The sequence below is a fragment of the Rhodoferax sp. RT5P35 genome (assembly GCF_056521385.1).
In genome coordinates, this window is sequence record NZ_JBWMAX010000008.1 from 11203 (window position 1) to 33230 (window position 22028).

The following is a 22028-nucleotide window of genomic DNA, read 5'->3' on the forward strand; positions in this document are numbered from 1 at the left end:
ATTCGCCTGAGCCCTCTTCTCTTTAAATTTTAGATTTGTAGCCGGGCCGGGCCGGTTTGGCGGGTTTGCCCGAGCCGTTATCGCGCGGCGGCAGGCCGGTGTGCTGGGTCAGCAAGCGGCCCTTAGTGACTGGCGATGACTTGGTGGTCACCGTGGTGGAGTTCTTTTTTCGCGCACTCTCGTAGCCGCCATCGGTCATCGGCTGGTAGGTCGGGATCAGATGGTGTTTGCCATTGCCGATCAGGTCGGCCCGGCCCATGGTCTTTAGCGCTTCACGCAGCAGCGGCCAGTTGTTCGCATCGTGGTAGCGCAAGAAGGCCTTGTGCAGTCGGCGGCGCCGGTCACCACGGACGATGTCCACCGTTTCGCTATCGCGGGTGATCTTGCGCAGCGGGTTCTTGCCGCTGTGGTACATCGTGGTGGCGGTGGCCATCGGCGACGGGTAGAAGGTCTGCACTTGGTCGGCGCGGAAGCCATTTTTCTTCAACCAAAGCGCCAGGTTCATCATGTCTTCGTCGCTGGTACCGGGGTGCGCGGCGATGAAATATGGGATGAGATACTGCTTCTTGCCGGCTTCCAGGCTGAACTTTTCAAACAGCGTTTTGAACTTGTCGTAGCTGCCGATGCCGGGCTTCATCATCTTGGTCAGCGGGCCCTGCTCGGTGTGCTCCGGCGCGATCTTCAGGTAGCCGCCGACATGGTGCGTCACCAGCTCTTTCACGTATTCAGGGCTTTGCACCGCCAGGTCGTAGCGCAGGCCGGAGCCGATCAAAATCTTCTTGATGCCTTTGAGCGCGCGGGCGCGGCGGTAAATCTTGATCAGCGGATCGTGGTTGGTACCCAGGTTCGAGCAGATGCCTGGGTAGACGCAACTCGGCTTGCGGCAGGCGGCCTCGATCTCGGGACTCTTACAGCCGAGTCGGTACATATTCGCCGTCGGGCCGCCCAGGTCCGAGATGGTGCCGGTGAAGCCTTTGACCTTGTCGCGGATGTCTTCGACTTCCTTGATGATCGATTCTTCGGAGCGGCTCTGGATGATGCGGCCCTCGTGCTCGGTGATCGAGCAAAAGGTGCAGCCGCCAAAGCAGCCACGCATGATGTTCACGCTGAAGCGGATCATCTCCCAGGCGGGAATCTTGGTGGTGCCGTCATGGCTACCTTTCTCGTCGGCGTAGTCCGGGTGCGGGCTACGCGCATAGGGCAGGTCGAACACCGTGTCCATCTCGGCCGTCGTCAGCGGAATCGGCGGCGGGTTGATCCACACATCGCGGGCGGTCACGCCCTCGCCATGGGCCTGCACCAGCGCGCGGGCGTTGCCGGGGTTGGTTTCCAGATGCAGCACGCGGTTGGCGTGGGCGTATAGCACCGGATCGGATTTGACCTGCTCGTAAGACGGCAGGCGGATCACCGAGCGCTCGCGTGGCGGCACCTTGATCTTGGCGAGTTCACGGGCTTGCGAGCGGGCTAAGGCATCGCCCAAAGATGGACTCATCTTCACCACTGCTTCTGCCGGCACGCCCTGTGGATTGGCCTCGTCCTTGGAGCAGGTCGCGCCCTGCTCTGCCGCTTGCTCCGACGTAGTCTGGTAGGGGTTGATGTGCGACTCGACACGCCCCGGTGCATCGACCGAGGTGGAATTGATCTCGGTCCAGTCGCGGCCGGTCGGGTCATCGCTGCGGCGGATGAAGGCGGTGCCGCGCACATCGGTGATGCTCTGCACCGGCTCCTTGGCGGCGAGTCGGTGGGCCACTTCAACGATCGCCCGCTCGGCATTGCCATACAGCAGCAGATCGCACTTGGCATCCACCACCACGCTGCGGCGGACCTTGTCGGACCAGTAGTCATAGTGGGCGATGCGGCGCAGCGAGCCTTCAATGCCGCCGAGCACGATGGGCACGTCTTTATAGGCTTCGCGGCAGCGCTGGCTGTAAACGATGGCCGCGCGGTCGGGGCGCTTGCCGCCGATATCACCGGCGGTATAGGCATCGTCACTGCGAATCTTGCGGTCGGCGGTGTAGCGGTTGATCATCGAATCCATGTTGCCCGACGTAACGCCGAAGAACAGGTTTGGCTTGCCCAGCGCCTTGAACGGGTCGGCGCTTTGCCAGTCCGGCTGGGCGATGATGCCGACGCGAAAGCCCTGCATCTCCAGCATGCGACCGATCACTGACATGCCGAAGCTGGGGTGGTCCACATAGGCGTCGCCGGTGACGATGATCACGTCGCAGCTGTCCCAGCCCAGTTTGTCCATCTCGGCGCGGCTCATCGGCAGGAATTTGGATGTGCCAAAACGCGCCGCCCAGTACTTGCGGTAGCTGGTCAGCGGCTTGGCGGCGCGCGCGAAAAAGGAAACGTCAACCGGGGCGTTCATTAGGGAGCTTTGTTGGGAGTAACCCGCGATTTTAAGGGCTGGGGCGCTTTTGCGTACCTTGTCATGCTGAACGGCCCCAAAACATGCAAATGTGGCATATCTGTATAGACAATCGTGTATGTTGGGCCAGGTTGATGGCTTTCATACTTACAAGGGTCTACAAAATTGGCTGTGTTACAAACAAGGCTATGTTTGATGCTGCGACTGATTCCCAATATTTTGCCAAAGCGGTGTCACAGTTAGGTAGTGAACGGGGCATGCGGACCAACCGGGCCGTTGTGGGTGCGCAAGGCATCAAAATCCTGGACAAAGGTGCCAAAGTGACGCCGAGGCTGTACGAACGGCTGGTACAGCACCACCCGACCACGCCGCTCGAAGATGCCATCGACATCGATGCTGCGGTGAACGGCAAAAATCTGCGGGCCATGGGCGAAGAACTGTTGGAGAGCAATCTGTGTTCTCGCGCATGGCGGAAAAGCCCGCGGACCGCAAGCTGATGCTGGACAGCCTGGAGGCCGTGCCGCTACCGACCGCCATCGTCTTTCAACTCACCGTAGTGCGCGATGTACACCCCGAGCAATTTCGCTACTTTATAGCCACCGCCCTCACCGCCGTGTGGCTGGGCAACCGCCCGCTGGCGCTGCGCAGTGATCTGGTCATGCTGGCCGCAGCCGGACTGCTGCATGACCTGGGAATGATGCACATCGACCCGGTGCTGCTGGAGCCCAGCACCGAGATCAGCCCCGAGCAACGCCGCCAACTGTATTCACACCCCCTGGTGTCGGTGCTGCTTCTGGAACGCCATGCAGAGTACCGCAATGAGATGCTGCGCGCCGTACGCGAACACCACGAGGTGCTGGACGGCTCGGGCTACCCCGCCGGGCTGGCGGCCACGGCCATCGGGGCTTGGGGTCGGATTGTGTCGCTGGCGCAGGTGGTAGCCACCCTGGTGCGCCCCGGCCGTAGTCATGCGTTGCTGCGTTTGTCGGTGCTACTGCGAACCAACCGGCACCGCTACGACACCGTGCTGATCAACCGCATGCTGCCACTGTTGCAGCACTCTGGCGTTGCAACCACCCAGACGGAGCGCATCGACAACCCGGTCGCGGACCCGGTGCGCCACCTCAAGGCGATCTACCATGCGCTGCTGGGCTGGCCCGCCGCCCTGGCGCAGGACATGCGCTGGTCGGAGGCGCGGCGCGGTGGTCTGGTATTCATCGGCGAACGCTGCGCGCGCATCCACCGCACCATCATCGAATCGGGCATGGCACCTGACCAATTGCAAAGCCTAGATGCCGATGCCATCACCGGGCTGCTGGCCGATGAGCTGTCGCTGATTACCCGCGAATTGGCCTGGCAACTGCGCGCCGTGGAGCGCGAGGCCCGCAGGCGCTGGGCGGCTAACGCTGATGAAAAATTGCCACACAGCCTGGCCGCGTGGGCGGACGAGGTGGAAGCCGTCTGCGCCGACCTGGTCGACCGCAGCACAATAGCGGCGGTGCAGACAGAGAAAATATGAGTCAAATAGGCATCTAGCGCATATTAAACATAGGCTATATGCTATTTTTATAATAGCAATTAGCTACCCAGCCCCATGGCCCGGGTAATCACCTCTTTCATGATTTCGTTGGTGCCGCCGTAGATGCGCTGTACCCGGGCATCGGCGTAGGCGCGGGTGATGGGGTATTCCCACATGTAGCCGTAGCCGCCGAAAAGCTGCACGCATTCGTCCATCACTTTGCACTGCAGGTCGGTGGTCCAGTACTTGGCCATGCTGGCGGTGGCGGTGTCCAGCCGGTCTTGCAGCAGCAGCTCCGTACAGCGGTCGATGAACACCTGGGCCACCTGCACCTCGGTTTGCAGCTCGGCCAGGGTGAAGCGTGTGTTTTGGAAGCTGGACACCGGCTGGCCAAACACCTTGCGCTCTTTCACATAGGCCACGGTCCAGTCGATGGCCGCTTGGGCCGCCGCCACGGCCGTGATGGCGATTTGCAGGCGCTCCCAGGGGAGTTGCTCCATCAGGCAAATGAAGCCCTTGTTTTCATGCAGGCCGCCGCCCAACAACTGCTCCGGGCCCAGCTGTACGTTGTCAAAAAACAGCTCGGCCGTGTCCTGCGCCTTCATGCCCAGCTTTTTAAGGCGCTTGCCCACGGTAAAGCCAGGCATACCGCGCTCGACCAGGAACAGACTGGTGCCCTTGGCCCCGGCCGCGGGGTTGGTCTTGGCCACCACCACCACCAGGTCGGCATGCCAGCCGTTGGTGATGAAGGTCTTGCTGCCGTTGAGGCGGTAGCTGCCGTCAGGCTGTTGGATCGCGGTGGACTGGATGCCCTGCAGGTCCGAGCCGGCGGCCGGTTCGCTCATGGCAATTGCGCCCACCATGGCTCCACTGGCCATCTGCGGCAGGTACTTGGCTTTTTGGGCGGGCGTGGCGTAGTGCAATAGGTAGGGGGCCACGATTTCGCTGTGCAGGCTGTAGCCGATGCCGGTGATGCCGGCCTGGGCCAACTCCTCCATCTGCACCACCGAATACAGCTTGTCGGCCCCTGAGCCGCCAAACTCTTCGGGCATGGAGGTGCATAAAAACCCGTTGGCCCCGGCCTTGTGCCATATGGCCCGGTCCACATAGCCCTGCTCTTCCCAGGCGGCGTGGAAGGGGACGATTTCTTTGTCGATAAAACGGCGAAAGCTGTCGCGAAATGCAGCGTGGTCGGGGTTGAAAAGGGTGCGTTCAATCATGCGGAGGGGGTTGGATGTAAGACCGAATCAATGTACCGCAGCACCCCACAGGGCTGCCACCACGTTTCCCCCATCGCCCGCCTCCATCCTCCTTTTAGAGGATAAATACGGCCGCTTAATGGTGCTGTTCCCGTGCTGCCCGCACGCCCCGCGCCACTACCACCGCCGCCAGCAGCATGCCGTACACGCTCAGTATCTGCATCCGCAAGTTCTGCAAGGACTCCACCCGTACAACATCGGAAGCATTGTTGCCAAGCTGGGGCACGGAGGCCTGCGGCAGCAAGGCACTTACCTCCTGCGCCATGTGTAAAAACCCGGCAGCAGCCAGGCATGGCAACAACAGCGCCGCGGCCGCCCAGGTCCAACGCCAGCGGTGGTAACCCGGCCGTTTGCGCAAGGCCATGTGCAAACCCATACAGCCATGCAACCAGCCGGGTGCCAGCAGCGCCAGTTGGCGGCCCTCGGAGCCGGTGCGCAGCAGGGCTGTAACCACCCGCTGGTAATGCGGCACCAGGCCATACCACTCAAAAGCCATGCGGGTCGCCACCGCGTGGCCCACCAGCAGCATGGGAATGGCCAGGCCCGCGCCAATCCGCAGCAGCTCCACCGCAGGCAAACGCAGCGTGGGCCGCTGGTACAGTCCCAACAGGGCCAGCACCAGGTGCACCGCAAACGCGCTGTACAGCAACAAGGTTCCCAGCGCGCTGTGCCACACCACCAGCGCCACCCGCAGACCCTGCTCTGCTGCATCCAGCGACACCAGGCCCAAGGCATGGTTGAGCAGGTGCGAAGCTATATACACCCACAGCACTACACCCGAGCCCAGTCGCAGGGCACGTGAAGTCGGCATGGGCAGGGTAGGCGTGCGCATAAATAACGAATAGATAGAAGATGGTATCGGCAAGCAGCGCAATCTGCAGGGCGGGCCGTGGCGATAATCCAGGCATGAGCTCTTTGCCTTCTACGCCCCCCTCCTCTGCACCCGCATCTGCGCTGCACCAGCCCCAGTCGCCTACCGACTTGTTCATGTCCTTTACCTGGCTGGCTTTGCAGGGCTTTGGCGGCGTGCTGGGCGTGGTGCAACGCGAGTTGGTCGAGAAAAAACGCTGGCTGACCAACGAGGAATTCCTCGAAGACTGGGCCGTGGCGCAGATCATGCCCGGCCCCAACGTGCTCAACCTGGGGGTAATGATTGGTGACCGCTATTTCGGCCTGCGCGGGGCCCTGGCGGCATCGATCGGCTTGCTGGCCGTGCCGCTGCTGGTGGTGTTGGCACTGGCGCTGGTCTACGCGCAGTACGCCGGCCACCCGGCCGTGGCCGGTGCCTTGCGCGGCATGGGTGCAGTGGCGGCGGGCCTGATTTGCGCTACCGGCCTGCGCCTGCTGCGGGCCGTGCGCCGCCATGTGATGGGTATCGCGCTATGCACCGTGCTGGGGGTGCTGACCTTTGTGCCGATTGCCCTGTTGCACTGGCCGCTGATCTACGTGCTGCTGACCATCGGCGGCGCGGCCTGCGTGCAAACCTACCGCAAGCTGGCACCATGAACGCCTTGCACCAGATCACCATGCAGGCGCTGGACTGGCTGAGCCTGTGGTGGCACTTCAGTGCGCTATCGCTGCTGGCCGTGGGCGGCGCGATCACTGCGGCACCAGACATGCATCGCTTTCTGGTCGAGCAGCAGCATTGGCTGACTAACGAGCAGTTCAACGCGTCCATCGCTATTGCCCAGGCCGCGCCGGGGCCCAATATTCTGTTTGTCGCCCTGATGGGCTGGAATGTGGGGCTGAATGCCGGTGGCTACGCCGCCGCCCTGCTGGGCATGGCCTGCACCATGCTGGGCCTCTTGCTGCCCAGTACCACACTGATGTGGTTCTCGGCCCGCTGGGGCCACCGCAACCGCGAGCTGCGCGCCGTGCGGGCCTTCAAACAGGGCATGGCGCCGATCGTGATTGCGCTGATGCTGGCCACCGGCTGGCTGCTGTCCAGCGCCCAGCACGGACCAGACCGCGACTGGCCCCTGTGGCTGATGACCGCCCTCAGCGCCCTGATCGTGTGGCGCACCAAGATCCACATACTGTGGCTGCTAGGGATTGGGGCTGCTTTGGGGGCAATGGGCTGGGTGTGAAGGATGCTATGCTTTTTTGGTAAAAAAGCCTAGCACCATGTGCAGGTTGAATCTACGCTAGAAGGTGATTAGAGGCCTGAAAAAGGCCTCTAAATTACTTACTTTCTGCTTTGGTGTCTGTGAACCGGCCGTAGCTTTGCAGGCGGTCATAGCGGCGGTCCAACAGTTCCTTGACCTTCAGGTCGCTGACCTGGCGGTAAGCATCGCCCAGGGCGCGCTTCAGGAAAGCCGCCATTTGCTTGTGGTCGCGGTGCGCGCCACCCACGGGCTCGTTGACGATCTTGTCGATCACGCCCAGGGCTTTGAGGCGGTGGGCGGTGATGCCCAGGGCCTCGGCGGCGTCAGAGGCTTTGTCAGAAGTCTTCCACAGAATCGATGCACAGCCTTCGGGGCTGATCACCGAATAGATGGAATATTGCAGCATCACCACCTGGTCGGCCACCGAAATCGCCAGCGCGCCGCCGGAGCCGCCTTCGCCGATGATGGTGGTGATGATGGGCACTTCCAGCTGCGCCATCTCAAAAATGTTGCGGCCAATGGCCTCGGACTGGCCGCGCTCTTCTGCGTCGATGCCAGGGTAGGCACCGGGCGTATCCACAAAGGTAAACACCGGTAGCTTGAACTTTTCGGCGGTTTTCATCAGGCGCAGGGCTTTGCGGTAGCCCTCGGGTTTGGTCATGCCGAAATTGCGCAGGCCACGTTCCTTGGTGTCGCGGCCTTTTTGGTGGCCCAGCACCATGCAGGCGGTGCCGTTGAACCTAGCCAGGCCGCCGACGATGCTCAGGTCATCCGAGAAGTGGCGGTCGCCGTGCAGTTCGACGAAATCGGTAAAGATTTCTTTCACGTAGTCCAGCGTGTAGGGGCGCTCGGCGTGGCGGGCAATCTTGGTGATCTGCCAGGGCGTGAGCACGCTGTAGATATCCTTGGTGAGTTGCTGGCTTTTTTTGCTGAGCTGGTCGATTTCTTCCGAGATATCGACGGCCGACTCAGTCTGCACGTAGCGCAGCTCTTCGATTTTGGTTTCCAGGTCCGAGATGGGCTGCTCGAAGTCGAGGAAGGTTCTTTTAGCCAAAATTTTTACTCCTTATTGAAAGGATTTTTGCCCGCTTTCTGAGCGCCCGTTGGGCGGTCAGAAACACAGCAAAAATCCTATTTTTTTACATCCGGCGCAGGCACAGGTGCCAAAGAGCGCCAAATATACCAAGTTGCCACACTGCAAAACGGTGCCCAGGCGGCGGCCACTTCACGGGCCTCGCTGCGGCTCACCGGGTCGCCGGAAAAGTAGTTCTGGCTGATGCCATTGATCAGGCCCACATCGTCCAGCGGCAGCACGTTGGGCCGCATCATGTGGAAGATAAGAAACATCTCGGCCGTCCAGCGGCCAATGCCGCGGATGGCCACTAACTCAGCAATGATGGCCTCGTCGTCCATGGCATCCCAGGCTTGTACATGCAGCTTGCCCGCGTCGAAATGCAGGGCCAGATCAACCAGGTATTCGACCTTGCGGGCGCTCAGCCCGGCGGCGCGCATGTCATCTACCTTGAGCTTGAGCACGTTTTGCGGAGCCATCTGCTCCGGCAACCTGACGAACTTGCCCCACACGGTTTGCGCGGCCTTGACCGAGATCTGCTGGCCCACCACGCTGCGCGCCAGGGTGGTAAAAGCGTCGCCGCGGGTTTCCAGGCAAACATCGCCAAACTGCGGGATCAGGCGCTTCATCACACGGTCTTTTTTGATGAGGTGCTTGCGCGCTTCGGTCCAGTAGGCGGGGGTAAAAACCACCCCACTCTCCATGGGCGGATTCGCTACATTTTTAAGAGCTACCACCGCATATTCCACCTGGGCTGCAAGCCTAAAACCTTTAAATTTCTCATCATGCAGCTTCCCAGGTCGTGCCGCTGGCTGCGTCCTTGAGGGCGATGCCGTTGGCCAGCAGGTGCTGGCGGATGCGGTCGGCCTCGGCGAAGTTGCGGGCGGCCTTGGCCTCGGCGCGCTGGGCGATCAGCAGTTGGATGGCTGCATCGTCCAACACCGTACCGGCTTGCAAAAACGCCTTGGCACTGCCCTGCAGCAAGCCCAAGGTGCCGCCCAGGGCTTGCAACAGCCCGGCGAGTTCGGCCGATTGGGTGCGGTTGACCTCGCTGGCCAGGTCAAACAGCACGGCCAGGGCTTCAGGGGTGCCAAAGTCTTCATCCATCGCGGCTTGGAAGCGGGCGGCGAAAGTCTGGCTCCAGTCGATGGCGGCGGGCACCACCGGAACCACCAGGCTTAGCGCGGTGTACAGGCGTTTGAGGGCGGTACGGGCGTCAATCAGATGCGCATCGCTGTAGTTCAGCGGGCTGCGGTAATGGGTGCGCACCAGGAAGAAGCGCAGGGTTTCCGCGTCAAACTTCTGCAGCACGTCGCGGATAGTGAAAAAGTTACCCAGGCTCTTGGACATCTTTTCGTTGTCTACGCGCACAAAGCCGTTGTGCACCCAGAAGCGCGCCAGCCGCTTGCCGGACGCGCCTTCGCTCTGGGCGATTTCGTTATCGTGGTGCGGGAACTGCAAATCGGCACCGCCGCCGTGGATGTCGAAGCTTTCGCCCAGGGTCTGGCAGGACATGGCCGAGCATTCGATGTGCCAGCCGGGGCGGCCAGGGCCAAAGTCACTGGGCCAGATGGCGTCGGCGGGTTCGGTGGGTTTAGCGGCTTTCCACAGCACAAAGTCCAGCGGGTCGTCCTTGCCGTCCAGCACCGCCACGCGTTCACCGGCGTGCAGCTCGTCCAGTGATTTGCCCGACAACTGGCCGTAGCCGGGGAATTTGCGCACCGCAAAATTCACATCGCCTTGCGGCGTGCGGTAGGCCAGGCCTTTGTGCTCCAGCGTGCCAATCAGGTTCAGCATCTGCGCCACGTAATCGGTGGCACGCGGCTCCAGCGTGGGCGGCTGGATGCCGAGCAAGGCTATGTCCTGGTGCATGGCCAGGGTCATCTCGTCGGTCAGGGCGCGGATGGTGATGCCACGCTGCACGGCGCGGGCAATGATCTTGTCTTCTATGTCGGTGATGTTGCGCACATAGGTGACGCGCAGGCCGCTGACCTTGAGCCAGCGCTGCACCACGTCGAAGGCCATCATCATGCGGGCATGGCCGATGTGGCACAAATCGTAAATCGTCATGCCGCACACGTACATGCGCACATGGCCGGGCTCGATGGGGGAAAACTCTTCGGTGGTACGCGATAGCGTGTTGTAAATGCGCAAACTCATGGAATCTAATAATGCCGCAGAACGCAAAAGCGCTCAACGGGGATGGTCAGGGGGTGGTCAAGGGGTAGTGGGATCGGGTAGCGGCACAAGCAACAAGGGTGACAACAGGTGTGGAAACAGCGGCATCAGACCCCTCGGCTACAATCTTGGGCAGTATATCGCCCCGCGTTTGGGCATGGGATCCACCCTGTTTGCACCTTGTTGTAGAGGCTTTATGTCACATTCCTTGCCACGTTTGTCGGTTGTTTTGCGCCTTCTTGCGGCATCAGTGCTTGTCGCCTCGGCGGCGGCCCACGCCGATGACTATGGCGATGTCAGCCAGTTGCTGAAGACGGGCAAGTTGGCCGAAGCCCAGGCCAAAGCCGACCTGTATCTGGCCGTCAAGCCCAAAGACCCGCAAATGCGCTTCCTGAAATCGGCCGTGCAGTCGGCCGCAGGCCAGCCCCTGGAGGCTATCACCACGCTGACCGCGCTGACCCAGGAATTTCCCGAGTTGCCCGAGCCGTACAACAACCTGGCTGTGCTCTATGCCAGCCAGAACCAGTACGACAAGGCCCGCACCGCGCTGGAAATGGCCGTGCGCATCAACCCGACCTACGCCACCGCCTACGAAAACCTGGGCGACGTGTATGCCAAGCTGGCCAGCCAGTCGTACAGCAAATCGCTACAGCTCAATGCCACCAACCCCCAGGCCTCGCAAAAAGTGGCTTTGCTGAAGACGGTGCTGGCACCCGCCACGCCAGCGGCACCCACCAAGACCAAGTAAGCCTGCGCAGACCATCCACAGGGCAGCGCAACGGCTGCCCTTTTTGCCTTTTTAATTCCCTCTTTAGCGCTTTCTGCCATGACCTTCTCCCCCTCTAAACGCGCCTTGGTGCTCGCCTGCGCCCTGTGGGCATCTCACGGTGCTTTTGCCGCCGATGCACCGCAACTCAAGTTCACCACCTCGCTGGGCGATTTTGTGGTCGAGGTCTACCCCGACAAAGCGCCCAAGACAGTAGAAAACTTTTTGCAGTACGCCAAAGACAAGCACTACGAAGGGACAGTGTTCCACCGCGTGATGGACGGCTTCATGGTGCAAGGCGGCGGCTTCACCGCCGACATGAAAGAAAAGCCCACCCGGCCTCCCGTGCCTTTGGAAGCCAACAACGGCCTGAAAAACGACCGGGGTACCATCGCCATGGCGCGCACCAGCAACCCGAATTCGGCCACTGCGCAGTTTTTCATCAACGTGCAAAACAACGCCAGCCTGAACGCGCCCTCCCCTGACGGCTACGGCTACACCGTGTTTGGCAAAGTTGTCAGCGGCATGGACGTGGTGGACAAAATCCGCACCGTGCCAACCGGCAACAAAGGCCCGTTCCAAAACGTCCCGCTGACCCCGGTCAGCATCCAATCCGTCACCCTCGTTAAATAAAAAAGGAATCCTTGCCATGAGCAACCCTAAAGTCGAACTCCACATTGCCAATCGCGGCGTGATCACCCTGGAACTGGACGCTGAAAAGGCCCCCAAGTCGGTCGCCAACTTTCTGGCCTACGTGGCCAAGGGCCATTACGACAACACCGTGTTCCACCGCGTGATTCCTGGCTTCATGGTCCAGGGCGGCGGTTTCGAGCCCGGTATGAAGCAAAAAGACAGCGACAAGCCGATCGACAACGAAGCCAACAACGGCTTGAAGAACGACAACTACACCGTGGCCATGGCCCGCACGAATGATCCGCACTCGGCCACCGCCCAGTTCTTCATCAACGTGGCCAACAACGGCTTCCTGAACCACACCGCCATTTCGGCATCGGGCTGGGGCTATGCAGTGTTCGGCAAGGTCGTGTCAGGCACCGAAGTGGTCGATGGCATCAAAGCCGTCAAGACCGGCAACAAGGGTGGCCACGGTGACGTGCCCGTCGAAGACGTGGTCATCGAAAAAGCCGTAGCCATCTAAACGGACTTCACCGTGACCCCGACCGTGCCCCCGGTGGCGGAGCTCATCGCTCCCTCCCACTGGCGCACGGTCGCATGCATTTCAGACCTGCATTTGCAGGCCAGCGAGCCCGCCACCTTTGATGCCTGGCAGCGCAGCATGGCCAACATGACGGCCGATGCGGTGTTCATCTTGGGCGATCTGTTTGAGGTTTGGGTCGGCGACGATGCGCTGGATGCCGACCCCGGCGGCTTCGATGCCGCCTGCGTGCAGGTGCTGCGCGCCAGCGCCCGCCAGCGCCCGGTGTTCTTCATGCACGGCAACCGCGACTTTCTGGTGGGGCGCGCCTGCCTGGATGCCTGTGGTGTCACCCTGCTCGACGACCCCACCGTGCTGCAATTTGCCGGGCAGCGCTGGCTGCTGAGCCACGGCGACGCGCTGTGCCTGGACGATGTGGCATACCTGCAATTCCGCGCCATGGTGCGCAGCCCGCAGTGGCAGCAGGATTTTTTGGCCAAACCCTTGGCTGAGCGCCAGCACATCGCCCGAGCCATCCGCAGCCAGAGCGAAGACCGCAAACGCAGCGGTGTGGCCTATGCCGATGTCGACGCGGCCGCCGCCGTAGCCTGGCTCCATGCCGCCCAAGCCACGGTGCTGGTCCATGGCCACACGCACCGTCCGGCACGGCACGACCTGGGAAACGGTCTCCACCAGGGTTTGCAACGCTGGGTGCTCAGCGACTGGGATGCCGCCGCCCATCCGCCGCGTGGCGAACTGTTGTGTCTGTCGGCCACAGGTGTGCAGCGCGTGCCACTGAATGGACACGAATTTTAGGTATCTAATCGGTGCCTGGCATATATAGTGCCTTCACATTTTGCTATATTTTAGATAGCATATTTTCAGGTGGGCTCATGGCACCTGTCCAAAGGCTCACTCCGCGTAATGTAAAACTCCCATGCAACCGGGGTCTATTCGCCGCTGACTTTGCCGCGCATAGCCTTGGTGCTGGCGCGCTGGCTTTTGCCCTCTAGCCGGCGCTGCTTTGAGCCGTAGGTAGGCTTGGTGGCGCGGCGCACCAGCGGGGCCTGGGCGACGCTGTTGACCAGCGCCTCCAGCCGGTACAGGGCATCGGCCCGGTTCTGGTCCTGGCTGCGGTGCTGCTGGGCTTTGAGCACCACCACACCGAGCTGGGTGATGCGGCTGTCACGCAAGGCCAGCAGCCGTTCTTTCACATCTGTTGGCAGGCTGGACGCAGCGATGTCAAAGCGCAGATGCACCGCGCTGGACACCTTGTTAACGTTTTGCCCGCCCGCGCCCTGCGCCCGGATGGCGGTCATTTCGACCTCCTCCGGGTCAATGTGCAGCGGGCGAAAGTAGATCACTTGAGTTGCACGGCACCAGACACCGTCACCTGCACCGTGCTTTTACCGGCCTCTACCGGTGCGGCCATGTCGCTGGAGGCCATTTTGGCTTCCATGGCCATCATGCGCGGACGCGGTATGCCGCCCGAGTCAGAGGCATTTACCGAGACTTCGCGCAGGCTGTAGCTGTTAAAACCAAAGCCCTTTGCGACCTCCATGGCCTTGGCCTTGAACTGCTCGATCGCCATGGCCTGGGCCTGGCCTTCCACCTGGGCCCGCTGGCTGCGGCTCAGGCCAAAGCTGACATTGCCCATGGTCAGCGTGCCGATCTTGCCTGCGGTGCTGGCGATACGGGCGAAGTCACGGCCTTCCAGGACCAGCTCGGTGCTGCCCTGCCAGCCCATGATCTTGCTGTCTTTGCCATAGCGCGGAAACAGGCTGAAGTTACCCGTACGGACATCCAGCTGGCCAGGTTGTGCGGCTTTTTTGGCCTCGTTCAGCGCCGCGTCCAGCGCAAGCTTTAGCTGGGTTTGCACCACGCCAGCGTCGCTGCCATCGCGGCTGGTAGAGAGCACCACGGTCAGTAGGTCTTGCTGTACCTCGACCGTACCGCTGGCCGACAACTGCACCACGTTCTGCAGTACGTTTTGGGGCATTTGGCCAGCCCCTATTTCTTGAGAAAAAACACTTCCAGCGCATACAAGCAATGCACTAATAGCTATACATTTAGGAGCAAATTTCAAAACCATGGACATACGGTACTTTCAAAAATAATGGACACACCCTGTTAACGATTGCCGCAGGGATTGCGCGGACCCGGGTCCGTCACACGAACGGTATTTACCGTTAAAAATCATGGCGTAAAGCACACTGGACCGTATGCAAAATTTGTAACATACTGTCAATGAGAGGTGTTCTCATCGGTTTTTGGCAGTTACACACTGCAAAATCGCCCTGTTACATATTACCGGTACACAGACTATGAACCAGACTGCCAACCGCCCCGACAAGATTTTGGTGGTCGATGATGACTCCCGTATCCGTGATCTGCTGCGCCGCTATTTGATGCAAGAAGGCTTTGAAGTCATGCTGGCCGAAGACGGCAAAGCACTCAGCCGCATCATGCTGCGCGACACCGCGGACCTGATCGTGCTGGACCTGATGATGCCAGGCGAAGACGGCCTGAGCATTTGCCGCCGCCTGCGCGCCGCCAACGACCGCACCCCCATCATCATGCTCACCGCCAAGGGTGAAGACATCGACCGCATCGTCGGTCTGGAAGTGGGGGCCGACGATTACCTGGGCAAGCCCTTCAACCCGCGGGAGCTGCTGGCCCGCATCCATGCCGTGCTGCGCCGCCGCCCGGTCAAAGAGGCCCCCGGCGCGCCGTCTATCGACAACGAAATCATCACCTTCGGGCCGTTCTCGTTCGACCTGGGCTCCCGCACCCTGAACCGCAACGGCGAAGAACTGCCGCTGACCACCGGTGAATTCGCCATGCTCAAGGCCCTGGTGCGCCACCCGCGCCAGCCGCTGTCGCGTGAAAAACTGGCCCTGCTGGCCCGCGGCCGCGAGTTCGAGCCGTTTGACCGCAGCCTGGACGTACAGGTATCGCGCCTGCGCAAACTGGTCGAGGTGGATGCCGCCGCACCGCGCTTCATCCAGACCGTGTGGGGCGTGGGCTACGTGTTTGTACCGGACGGCGCAGGTTGATGCGCCTTGCGTAAATCTCCCACGCGCCGCCAGTCAGACTCACGGGTGAACGACGCGGCAGACCTCTCCGATGGCACCAGCCCGGCACCGCTGGAGATGCTGCCCAACAAATCGCACCTGTCCCGCCAGATGGTGGTGGTCAGCCTGTTTTGGCGGACCTTCTTTTTGCTGGCAGTGCTGCTCATGGGCAGCATGCTGGCCTGGCTGGCCACCTTACGGGCACTGGACTTTACCCCCCGCGCAGTGCAGATGGCCCAGCAGATAGCCTCGCAGGTGAACCTGAGCCGTGCGGCGCTGATGCATGTAGATGCCATCGCCCGCGTCTCGCTGATCAAAACCATGGCCGACACCGAGGGCGTGCGCATCGTGCCGCGCGAGCCCAAAGACCAGTTTCTGCCCTTCGACAACGATGCGCTGAGCGAACGCGTGGCCGAAGAGCTGAAAGCTATCCTCGGCCCGGCCACTGTGGTGGCGCGCAGCGTGAACGACATCAACGGCCTATGGGTGGGTTTTCAGATCAACGGCGATGCCAACTGGCTGCAGCTGGACCGCGAGCGCTTCAATCCCGGCAGCAACAAAACCTGGTTTATCTGGCTGCTGACCATCGGCGGCCTGTCGCTGGCCGGGGCGGCGCTGATCGCCCGGCTGATCAACCGCCCGCTCAAGCAGCTGTCGTTTGCCACCAGCCGGGTGCGCGAGGGTGATTTTGATGCTAGCCACCTGGACGAACGCGGCGTGACCGGCGAAATCCGCGAGGTCAATATCGGCTTCAACCGCATGGCCCAAAAGCTGGCCAAGATCGAACAGGACCGCGTCGTCATGCTGGCCGGTATTTCACATGATCTGCGCACACCGTTGGCCCGGCTGCGGCTGGAAACCGAGATGAGCGTGACCGACGACGATGCCCGTGACCACATGGTGGCGGACATCGAACAGCTTGATGCCATCATCGACAAGTTTCTGGACTACGCCCGCCCCGGCGGCCATGCCAAGCTCAGCCCGGTATCGCTCAACGAGGTGCTGCAATCCAGCCTGTACGCCGTGCTGGAGTATGAAGACATGCGCATCCAGCTCAATGTCGAAGAGTCGCTGATGGTGCTGGCCGACGAGGTAGAGCTGGGCCGCGTCATCTCCAACCTGCTGGAGAACGCCCGCCGCTACGGCAAGTCGCCCGACACCGGCATCGCCGTGGTGGACATTGCCGCCAAAGCCCGCGACGACTGGGTGCTGCTGAAAGTGCGCGACCACGGCCAAGGCGTGGACCCGGAGCAGCTCAGCAGCCTGCACAAACCCTTTTTTCGGGGCGACACCGCCCGCACTGAAGCTACGGGCGCGGGCCTGGGCTTGTCGATTGTGGACAAAGCCATCCAGCGCATGGGCGGTGAGTTCGAGCTGGCCAACACCTCTTCGGGTGGCTTGGCCGCGCACATCAAGCTGCAACGGGCGAAGTAGGTACACCCCCAGGCTACAGCGCAAGCGCTTTTCGCCACCCCCCTTGCAGGGGGCAACACCAGCAGCCTGGCGGAGCCAGCTCTGCGGTGTTTCTGGAAGGCTTGCTTTTTAGCATGTGCGGTGGACTGACGATGGTGAGTATTTATATAAAAAATGCCTGCAGCCTATATTTTTTATAGGCTTTTTGCTATATTTTAAATAGCAGAACAACTGCCCGCGCCTCGATGCTCTGGCCCAGGCCGACCGGGCCCAGCTTTTCTGCTGTCTTGGCTTTGATGTTGATCTGTTCCAACTCCAGCCCCAGGCTGCTGGCAATGCGCGCACGCATGGCGGGGATGTGCGGCATCATTTTGGGGGCCTGGGCGATGATGGTGCTGTCGATGTTGCCGACACGGTAGCCCTTAGCGGCCACCCGGCGCAGGGCTTCGACCAGCAGCAGCATGGAGTCTGCGCCCTTGAACTGCGGGTCGGTGTCGGAGAAATGTGTGCCGATGTCGCCTAGCGCGGCCGCGCCCAGCAGGGCATCGGTGATGGCGTGCAAGAGCGCATCGGCATCCGAATGGCCCAGCAGGCCCATGGTGTGGGGAATCTCCACACCACCCAAAATCAGCTTGCGGCCCGCCACCAGGGCGTGCACATCCCAGCCTTCTCCAATACGAAACGGCATCAATCGGTCCTTGTAGATAAACGGGTTTGCAAAATGGCCTCGGCCAAGGCGAAGTCTTCGGGGTAGGTTACTTTGAAATTTTGGGCGTTTCCGGGCACCAATTTAGGCTGCAAGCCCAGCGCTTCGATAGCGCTGGACTCGTCGGTCACCTCGGCCCCCGCCGATTTCAGGGCCTTGGACAGCATGCCGATGCGGAACATCTGCGGGGTTTGCGCCAGCCATTTGTCGGCCCGCGGCACGGTTACGGTCACACGGCCTTGTGCCTCGCTTTTCAGCGTGTCGGGCAACTGGTGGGCTAACAGGCCGCCAACGGCATCCCACTGGCAGGCATCAATCAGTGCGTTAATCTGCGCCGGTGTGATCAGGCAGCGCGCGGCATCGTGCACCAGCACCCAGTCATCCGACCGCGCACCCTGCTCAAACAGGTCGTGTAGACCGTTGGCCACCGACGCGGCCCGGCTCGTGCCCCCGCAGTCGGACACCACGCACGCGGCGCTTTGCTGCTCAAAAAAATCGTCTCCCACCGCCACCACCACCAGCACATCGGCAATGCGCGGCACGCTGGCAAACGCCGCCAGGGTGTGCATCACCATCGGTAGGCCCGCCACGATCTGGTACTGCTTAGGAACATCCGGGCTGCGGGTAGCGATGGCACGGCTGCCTACACCGGCGCAGGGAATCAGGGCGAAAAAACGGGATATCGGGGACTTGGGTTCAATAGACATTGCCTGCATTCTAAAATCAGACTAACCACACCCCCTGCCGCAGTGCCGGGGGTGTTTTTGCATTCCTGAAATCCCACATTGCAGCTTATGGACCTCCCCAAACTCACCCCCGGTAAACGCTTCACCCTGCCCCGCCCCCAAGGCTCGGCCGATGCGGTGTTGCTGGCGCAACTGGCGCTGCGGGACAAGGCCCGGGGCTCGTTGACGGCCATCGTCACGTCGGACGCCAGCGACGCACAGCGGCTGATGGACGAAATGGTGTTTTTCGCGCCCAGCCTGCGCTGCGCCCTGTTCCCCGACTGGGAAACACTGCCCTACGACACGTTTTCGCCGCACCAGGACCTGATCAGCGAGCGCCTTGCCACGCTATGGAGAATTTCCCAGCGCGACAAGACCACCGGGGCCGACGTGGTCATCGTGCCCGCCACCACCGCGCTGTACCGCCTGGCCCCGCCCAGCTTCATGGCGGGCTACACCTTCCAGTTCAAGACCAAGCAAAAGCTCAACGAGGCCAAGCTCAAGGCCCAGCTCACGCTGGCGGGCTACAGCCATGTGACCCAGGTGGTCAGCCCCGGCGAATATGCCGTGCGCGGCGGCCTGATCGACCTGTTCCCCATGGGCAGCGCCGTGCCGTACCGGGTGGATTTGTTCGACGACGAGATCGACAGCATCCGCACCTTCGACCCCGACACCCAGCGTAGCCTGTACCCCGTGCCCGAAGTGCGCCTGCTGCCCGGCCGCGAATTCCCCATGGACGACGAGGCCCGTGCCAAGTTCCGCAGCCGCTGGCGCGAGCTGCTGGAGGGCGACCCGACCAAGAGCCGTATCTACAAAGACATGGGCAACGGCGTGGCTACCGCCGGTATCGAGTACTACCTGCCGCTGTTCTTTGAAGAAACCGCCACGGTGTTCGACTACATCGGTGCCGATGCCACGGTGGTGCTGCACGGTGACCTGGAGCCGTCGCTGCAGCGCTTTTGGCAAGACACCAGGGAGCGCTACCGGCTGGTGCAGGGCGACCTGGACCGCCCCGCTCTGCCGCCTGAGTCGCTGTTCTTGGGGACCGAGCAGTTTTACGCCTTGACCAACCAGCATGCACAACTGGCTTTGCGTAACGTGGATGTGACCAGCGACACCGGCTTTGAAGCGCTGCCGCTGCTGTCCGTGGCGCGCGGTGCCGAAGACCCGTTGACCCAGCTGAAAATGCACATCCAGCGCACCCCCCACCGGGTGCTGCTGCTGGCCGAAAGCGATGGCCGCCGCGAAAGCCTGTTGGACCTGCTGCGCGCCAGCCAGGTCAGCCCGCCCGCGTTTGACTCGCTGGAGGACTTCCTGACCAGCACCGAGAAGGTTGGCATTGCCACGGCCGCGCTGAACAGCGGTTTCAGCTGGATGGCCGAGGGCATCGACTTTGTGACAGAGACCGAGCTGTTTGCCGCCGGGCCCACCACCCGCCGCCGCAAGAAGCAGGAGCAGGTCAGCGATGTGGAAGCGCTGATCAAGGATTTGAGCGAGTTGACGCTGGGCGACCCGGTAGTCCACTCGGCCCACGGCATTGGCCGCTACAAAGGCCTGGTGCACCTGGACCTGGGCCAGGGCAAAAATGCCGACGGTACACCGGTATTGCAGGAATTTTTATTTCTGGAGTACGCCGACAAGGCCACGCTGTACGTGCCGGTCAGCCAGCTACAGCACATTAGCCGCTACACCGGCGTGAGCGCCGACGAAGCGCCCTTACACCGCCTGGGCTCCGGTCAGTGGGAGAAAGCCAAGCGCCGCGCTGCCGAGCAGGTGCGCGACAGCGCCGCCGAGCTGCTCAACATCTATGCCCGCCGCGCCGCCCGCGAAGGCCATGCCTTCCGCTACTCGCCCAACGACTACGAGGTGTTTGCCAACGACTTCGGCTTTGACGAAACCCCCGACCAGGCCGCCGCCATCCACGCCGTGATCCAGGACATGATCAGCCCGCGCCCCATGGACCGGCTGGTCTGCGGCGACGTGGGCTTTGGCAAGACCGAGGTGGCCCTGCGCGCAGCCTTCATCGCCATCACCGGCGGTAAACAGGTGGCCCTGCTGGCCCCCACCACCTTGCTGGCCGAGCAGCACTACCAAACCCTGGTGGACCGCTTCGCCAAGTGGCCAGTCAAGGTGGCCGAGGTGTCGCGCTTCCGATCCGGCAAGGAAATCACCGCCGCTCTGAAAGGCATCGCAGAAGGTGGCGTGGATATTGTGGTGGGCACGCACAAGTTGCTCAGCGAATCGACCAAGTTCGCCAACCTGGGCCTGCTGATCATTGACGAGGAACACCGCTTTGGCGTGCGGCACAAGGAGCAGATGAAGTCGTTGCGTGCCGAGGTCGATGTGCTGACCCTGACCGCTACGCCCATCCCGCGCACCCTGGGCATGGCGCTGGAGGGCCTGCGGGATTTGAGTGTGATTGCCACCGCGCCCCAGCGCCGCCTGGCCATCAAGACCTTTGTACGCACCGAAGGCAACGGCGTGATCCGCGAAGCCGTGCTGCGTGAGTTGAAACGCGGTGGCCAGGTGTACTTTTTGCACAACGAGGTCGAAACCATCGAGAACCGCCGCCAAAAGCTGGAAGAGCTGCTGCCCGAGGCCCGCATCGCCGTAGCCCACGGCCAGATGCCCGAGCGCCAGCTCGAATCGGTGATGCGCGACTTTGTGGCCCAGCGCTTCAACGTGCTGCTGTGCTCCACCATTATCGAGACCGGCATCGACGTTCCCAGCGCCAATACCATCGTGATGAGCCGCGCCGACAAGTTCGGTCTGGCCCAGTTGCACCAGTTGCGGGGCCGCGTGGGCCGCAGCCACCACCAGGCCTACGCCTATTTGATGGTGCCGGACCTGGAAGGCCTGACCAAGCAGGCCAGCCAGCGCCTGGACGCGATCCAGAAGATGGAAGAGCTGGGCTCCGGCTTTTATCTGGCCATGCACGACCTGGAAATCCGCGGCGCGGGCGAGGTGCTGGGCGAAAACCAGAGCGGCAACATGCTGGAAGTGGGCTTCCAGCTCTATAACGAGATGCTGAACGAGGCGGTCCGCTGCCTGAAGGCGGGCATCGAGCCGGACCTGATGAACCCGATGAACGTGACCACCGAGATCAACCTGCATGCCCCCGCCCTGCTGCCCAACGACTACTGCGGAGATGTGCACCTGCGTCTCAGCTTCTACAAGAAACTGGCCACCGCCAAGACCACCGACCAGATCGACGCGCTGCTGGAAGAGATCGTGGACCGTTTCGGGAAACTGCCCGTCCAGGCGCAAACCCTCATCGATGGCCACCGCCTGCGCGTGCTGGCGCGGCCCTACGGCGTGGTCAAGGTGGATGCCGCGCCGGGCGTGATCAACATCACTTTCAAAGTGAACCCGCCCATAGAGCCGATGCGCATCATCGAGCTGATCCAGAAGAACCGCCACATCAAGCTGGCGGGCAACGAGAAACTGCGGATTGAGCGCGAACTACCAGAGCCTAAAGACCGTGCGCAAATGGTGCGAGATGTACTGCGCAGCCTGGGGCAGCCGATCGTGGAGGCCGTCGCCGCCTAGCCTGTAGCCCAGACCAGCGCACCGTCTTTGTCCACCAAAATGGCGCAGAAGCGGTGTACCGCACCAAAATCCAGCGCTTACGCGGGGTGCGCGCCGTAAACGGGCGGATTTACGGCGATTTTTGGCTGGCACGGGTTT

21 protein-coding genes are annotated in these 22028 nt (G+C 61.8%); 11 read left to right on the forward strand and 10 right to left on the reverse strand.

Annotated elements, in window-relative coordinates; genetic code table 11:
- Nucleotides 1–22: 22 nt before the first annotated feature.
- The gene (locus AC097L_RS13820) at nucleotides 23–2371 is read right to left on the reverse strand and encodes a YgiQ family radical SAM protein (protein WP_479587008.1); all 2349 of its coding nucleotides are present in this window, start codon (nucleotides 2369–2371) and stop codon (nucleotides 23–25) included.
- Between the two features lie 188 nt (nucleotides 2372–2559).
- Between AC097L_RS13820 and AC097L_RS13825 the strand changes: the two genes are divergently transcribed.
- On the forward strand, nucleotides 2560–2868 hold the full coding sequence (locus AC097L_RS13825; RefSeq protein WP_479587009.1) for a hypothetical protein: 309 nt from the start codon (nucleotides 2560–2562) through the stop codon (nucleotides 2866–2868).
- A complete protein-coding gene (locus AC097L_RS13830) occupies nucleotides 2838–3890 on the forward strand; it encodes an HD-GYP domain-containing protein (RefSeq protein WP_479587010.1) in 1053 nt (350 codons plus the stop codon). The genes AC097L_RS13825 and AC097L_RS13830 overlap by 31 nt, the downstream gene beginning before the upstream one ends.
- A 59-nt stretch (nucleotides 3891–3949) precedes the next feature.
- Here AC097L_RS13830 and AC097L_RS13835 read toward each other — a convergent pair whose 3' ends face one another.
- Nucleotides 3950–5110 (reverse strand): acyl-CoA dehydrogenase family protein, encoded by a 1161-nt coding sequence (locus AC097L_RS13835; protein WP_479587011.1) that lies wholly within the window; start codon nucleotides 5108–5110, stop codon nucleotides 3950–3952.
- Between the two features lie 115 nt (nucleotides 5111–5225).
- Entirely contained in the window at nucleotides 5226–5960 is a 735-nt protein-coding gene (locus tag AC097L_RS13840) for a hypothetical protein (protein WP_479587012.1), read from the reverse strand.
- Nucleotides 5961–6055: 95 nt separating this feature from the next.
- Here AC097L_RS13840 and AC097L_RS13845 point away from each other — a divergent pair, with 95 nt between their 5' ends.
- Both AC097L_RS13845 and AC097L_RS13850 read left to right on the forward strand, forming a co-directional pair.
- Nucleotides 6056–6655: a chromate transporter gene (locus AC097L_RS13845; protein WP_479587013.1), complete on the forward strand. Its 600-nt coding sequence runs from the start codon at nucleotides 6056–6058 to the stop codon at nucleotides 6653–6655.
- The gene (locus tag AC097L_RS13850) at nucleotides 6652–7236 is read left to right on the forward strand and encodes a chromate transporter (RefSeq protein ID WP_479587014.1); all 585 of its coding nucleotides are present in this window, start codon (nucleotides 6652–6654) and stop codon (nucleotides 7234–7236) included. The genes AC097L_RS13845 and AC097L_RS13850 overlap by 4 nt, the downstream gene beginning before the upstream one ends.
- A gap of 94 nt (nucleotides 7237–7330) precedes the next feature.
- Here the strand turns inward: AC097L_RS13850 and AC097L_RS13855 are convergent, their stop codons facing one another.
- From AC097L_RS13855 to cysS, 3 genes are all read right to left on the reverse strand, one after another.
- Nucleotides 7331–8308 (reverse strand): acetyl-CoA carboxylase carboxyltransferase subunit alpha, encoded by a 978-nt coding sequence (locus AC097L_RS13855; protein WP_479587015.1) that lies wholly within the window; start codon nucleotides 8306–8308, stop codon nucleotides 7331–7333.
- Nucleotides 8309–8385: 77 nt separating this feature from the next.
- The gene (locus tag AC097L_RS13860; protein WP_479587318.1) at nucleotides 8386–9030 is read right to left on the reverse strand and encodes a DNA-3-methyladenine glycosylase family protein; all 645 of its coding nucleotides are present in this window, start codon (nucleotides 9028–9030) and stop codon (nucleotides 8386–8388) included.
- 79 nt (nucleotides 9031–9109) lie between these two features.
- Nucleotides 9110–10486, reverse strand: coding sequence for a cysteine--tRNA ligase (gene cysS / locus AC097L_RS13865; protein WP_479587016.1), 1377 nt, complete (start codon nucleotides 10484–10486; stop codon nucleotides 9110–9112).
- 214 nt (nucleotides 10487–10700) lie between these two features.
- Here cysS and AC097L_RS13870 point away from each other — a divergent pair, with 214 nt between their 5' ends.
- From AC097L_RS13870 to AC097L_RS13885, 4 genes are all read left to right on the forward strand, one after another.
- On the forward strand, nucleotides 10701–11252 hold the full coding sequence (locus tag AC097L_RS13870; RefSeq protein ID WP_479587017.1) for a tetratricopeptide repeat protein: 552 nt from the start codon (nucleotides 10701–10703) through the stop codon (nucleotides 11250–11252).
- A gap of 78 nt (nucleotides 11253–11330) precedes the next feature.
- Entirely contained in the window at nucleotides 11331–11903 is a 573-nt protein-coding gene (locus AC097L_RS13875; RefSeq protein WP_479587018.1) for a peptidylprolyl isomerase, read from the forward strand.
- A gap of 16 nt (nucleotides 11904–11919) precedes the next feature.
- A complete protein-coding gene (locus AC097L_RS13880; protein WP_479587019.1) occupies nucleotides 11920–12426 on the forward strand; it encodes a peptidylprolyl isomerase in 507 nt (168 codons plus the stop codon).
- A 12-nt stretch (nucleotides 12427–12438) separates the two neighbouring features.
- On the forward strand, nucleotides 12439–13239 hold the full coding sequence (locus AC097L_RS13885) for a UDP-2,3-diacylglucosamine diphosphatase (RefSeq protein ID WP_479587020.1): 801 nt from the start codon (nucleotides 12439–12441) through the stop codon (nucleotides 13237–13239).
- Nucleotides 13240–13373: 134 nt separating this feature from the next.
- On the opposite strand, the gene arfB is transcribed toward AC097L_RS13885, so the two are convergent.
- Nucleotides 13374–13784, reverse strand: a complete 411-nt coding sequence (gene arfB, locus AC097L_RS13890; RefSeq protein WP_479587321.1) for an alternative ribosome rescue aminoacyl-tRNA hydrolase ArfB — start codon at nucleotides 13782–13784, stop codon at nucleotides 13374–13376.
- On the reverse strand, nucleotides 13784–14515 hold the full coding sequence (locus tag AC097L_RS13895; protein WP_479587323.1) for an SIMPL domain-containing protein: 732 nt from the start codon (nucleotides 14513–14515) through the stop codon (nucleotides 13784–13786). Before AC097L_RS13895 ends, arfB begins: the two co-directional genes overlap by 1 nt.
- A gap of 232 nt (nucleotides 14516–14747) precedes the next feature.
- On the opposite strand from AC097L_RS13895, the gene ompR reads away from it, so the two are divergent.
- Nucleotides 14748–15479: an osmolarity response regulator transcription factor OmpR gene (gene ompR, locus AC097L_RS13900; protein WP_295954921.1), complete on the forward strand. Its 732-nt coding sequence runs from the start codon at nucleotides 14748–14750 to the stop codon at nucleotides 15477–15479.
- Nucleotides 15480–15575: 96 nt separating this feature from the next.
- The gene (locus AC097L_RS13905) at nucleotides 15576–16931 is read left to right on the forward strand and encodes an ATP-binding protein (protein ID WP_479587325.1); all 1356 of its coding nucleotides are present in this window, start codon (nucleotides 15576–15578) and stop codon (nucleotides 16929–16931) included.
- 187 nt (nucleotides 16932–17118) lie between these two features.
- Here the strand turns inward: AC097L_RS13905 and ispF are convergent, their stop codons facing one another.
- The gene (gene ispF / locus AC097L_RS13910; protein WP_479587021.1) at nucleotides 17119–17598 is read right to left on the reverse strand and encodes a 2-C-methyl-D-erythritol 2,4-cyclodiphosphate synthase; all 480 of its coding nucleotides are present in this window, start codon (nucleotides 17596–17598) and stop codon (nucleotides 17119–17121) included.
- On the reverse strand, nucleotides 17598–18323 hold the full coding sequence (gene ispD / locus AC097L_RS13915) for a 2-C-methyl-D-erythritol 4-phosphate cytidylyltransferase (protein ID WP_479587022.1): 726 nt from the start codon (nucleotides 18321–18323) through the stop codon (nucleotides 17598–17600). Before ispD ends, ispF begins: the two co-directional genes overlap by 1 nt.
- A gap of 87 nt (nucleotides 18324–18410) precedes the next feature.
- Here ispD and mfd point away from each other — a divergent pair, with 87 nt between their 5' ends.
- The gene (mfd, locus tag AC097L_RS13920) at nucleotides 18411–21890 is read left to right on the forward strand and encodes a transcription-repair coupling factor (RefSeq protein ID WP_479587023.1); all 3480 of its coding nucleotides are present in this window, start codon (nucleotides 18411–18413) and stop codon (nucleotides 21888–21890) included.
- Nucleotides 21891–22028: the final 138 nt, after the last annotated feature.

Bases quoted from the DNA above. Each gene is read 5' to 3' on its own strand.
- AC097L_RS13835 (WP_479587011.1), bottom strand. From the start codon at position 5,110: ATGATTGAACGCACCCTTTTCAACCCCGACCACGCTGCATTTCGCGAC.
- ompR (WP_295954921.1), top strand. From the start codon at position 14,748: ATGAACCAGACTGCCAACCGCCCCGACAAGATTTTGGTGGTCGATGAT.
- AC097L_RS13860 (WP_479587318.1), bottom strand. From the start codon at position 9,030: ATGGAGAGTGGGGTGGTTTTTACCCCCGCCTACTGGACCGAAGCGCGC.
- AC097L_RS13905 (WP_479587325.1), top strand. From the start codon at position 15,576: ATGCTGCCCAACAAATCGCACCTGTCCCGCCAGATGGTGGTGGTCAGC.
- AC097L_RS13820 (WP_479587008.1), bottom strand. From the start codon at position 2,371: ATGAACGCCCCGGTTGACGTTTCCTTTTTCGCGCGCGCCGCCAAGCCG.
- cysS (WP_479587016.1), bottom strand. From the start codon at position 10,486: ATGAGTTTGCGCATTTACAACACGCTATCGCGTACCACCGAAGAGTTT.
- AC097L_RS13850 (WP_479587014.1), top strand. From the start codon at position 6,652: ATGAACGCCTTGCACCAGATCACCATGCAGGCGCTGGACTGGCTGAGC.
- AC097L_RS13840 (WP_479587012.1), bottom strand. From the start codon at position 5,960: ATGCCGACTTCACGTGCCCTGCGACTGGGCTCGGGTGTAGTGCTGTGG.
- AC097L_RS13830 (WP_479587010.1), top strand. From the start codon at position 2,838: ATGGCGGAAAAGCCCGCGGACCGCAAGCTGATGCTGGACAGCCTGGAG.
- AC097L_RS13870 (WP_479587017.1), top strand. From the start codon at position 10,701: ATGTCACATTCCTTGCCACGTTTGTCGGTTGTTTTGCGCCTTCTTGCG.
- AC097L_RS13825 (WP_479587009.1), top strand. From the start codon at position 2,560: ATGTTTGATGCTGCGACTGATTCCCAATATTTTGCCAAAGCGGTGTCA.
- ispF (WP_479587021.1), bottom strand. From the start codon at position 17,598: ATGCCGTTTCGTATTGGAGAAGGCTGGGATGTGCACGCCCTGGTGGCG.
- ispD (WP_479587022.1), bottom strand. From the start codon at position 18,323: ATGTCTATTGAACCCAAGTCCCCGATATCCCGTTTTTTCGCCCTGATT.
- AC097L_RS13895 (WP_479587323.1), bottom strand. From the start codon at position 14,515: ATGGTTTTGAAATTTGCTCCTAAATGTATAGCTATTAGTGCATTGCTT.
- AC097L_RS13875 (WP_479587018.1), top strand. From the start codon at position 11,331: ATGACCTTCTCCCCCTCTAAACGCGCCTTGGTGCTCGCCTGCGCCCTG.
- mfd (WP_479587023.1), top strand. From the start codon at position 18,411: ATGGACCTCCCCAAACTCACCCCCGGTAAACGCTTCACCCTGCCCCGC.
- AC097L_RS13880 (WP_479587019.1), top strand. From the start codon at position 11,920: ATGAGCAACCCTAAAGTCGAACTCCACATTGCCAATCGCGGCGTGATC.
- AC097L_RS13845 (WP_479587013.1), top strand. From the start codon at position 6,056: ATGAGCTCTTTGCCTTCTACGCCCCCCTCCTCTGCACCCGCATCTGCG.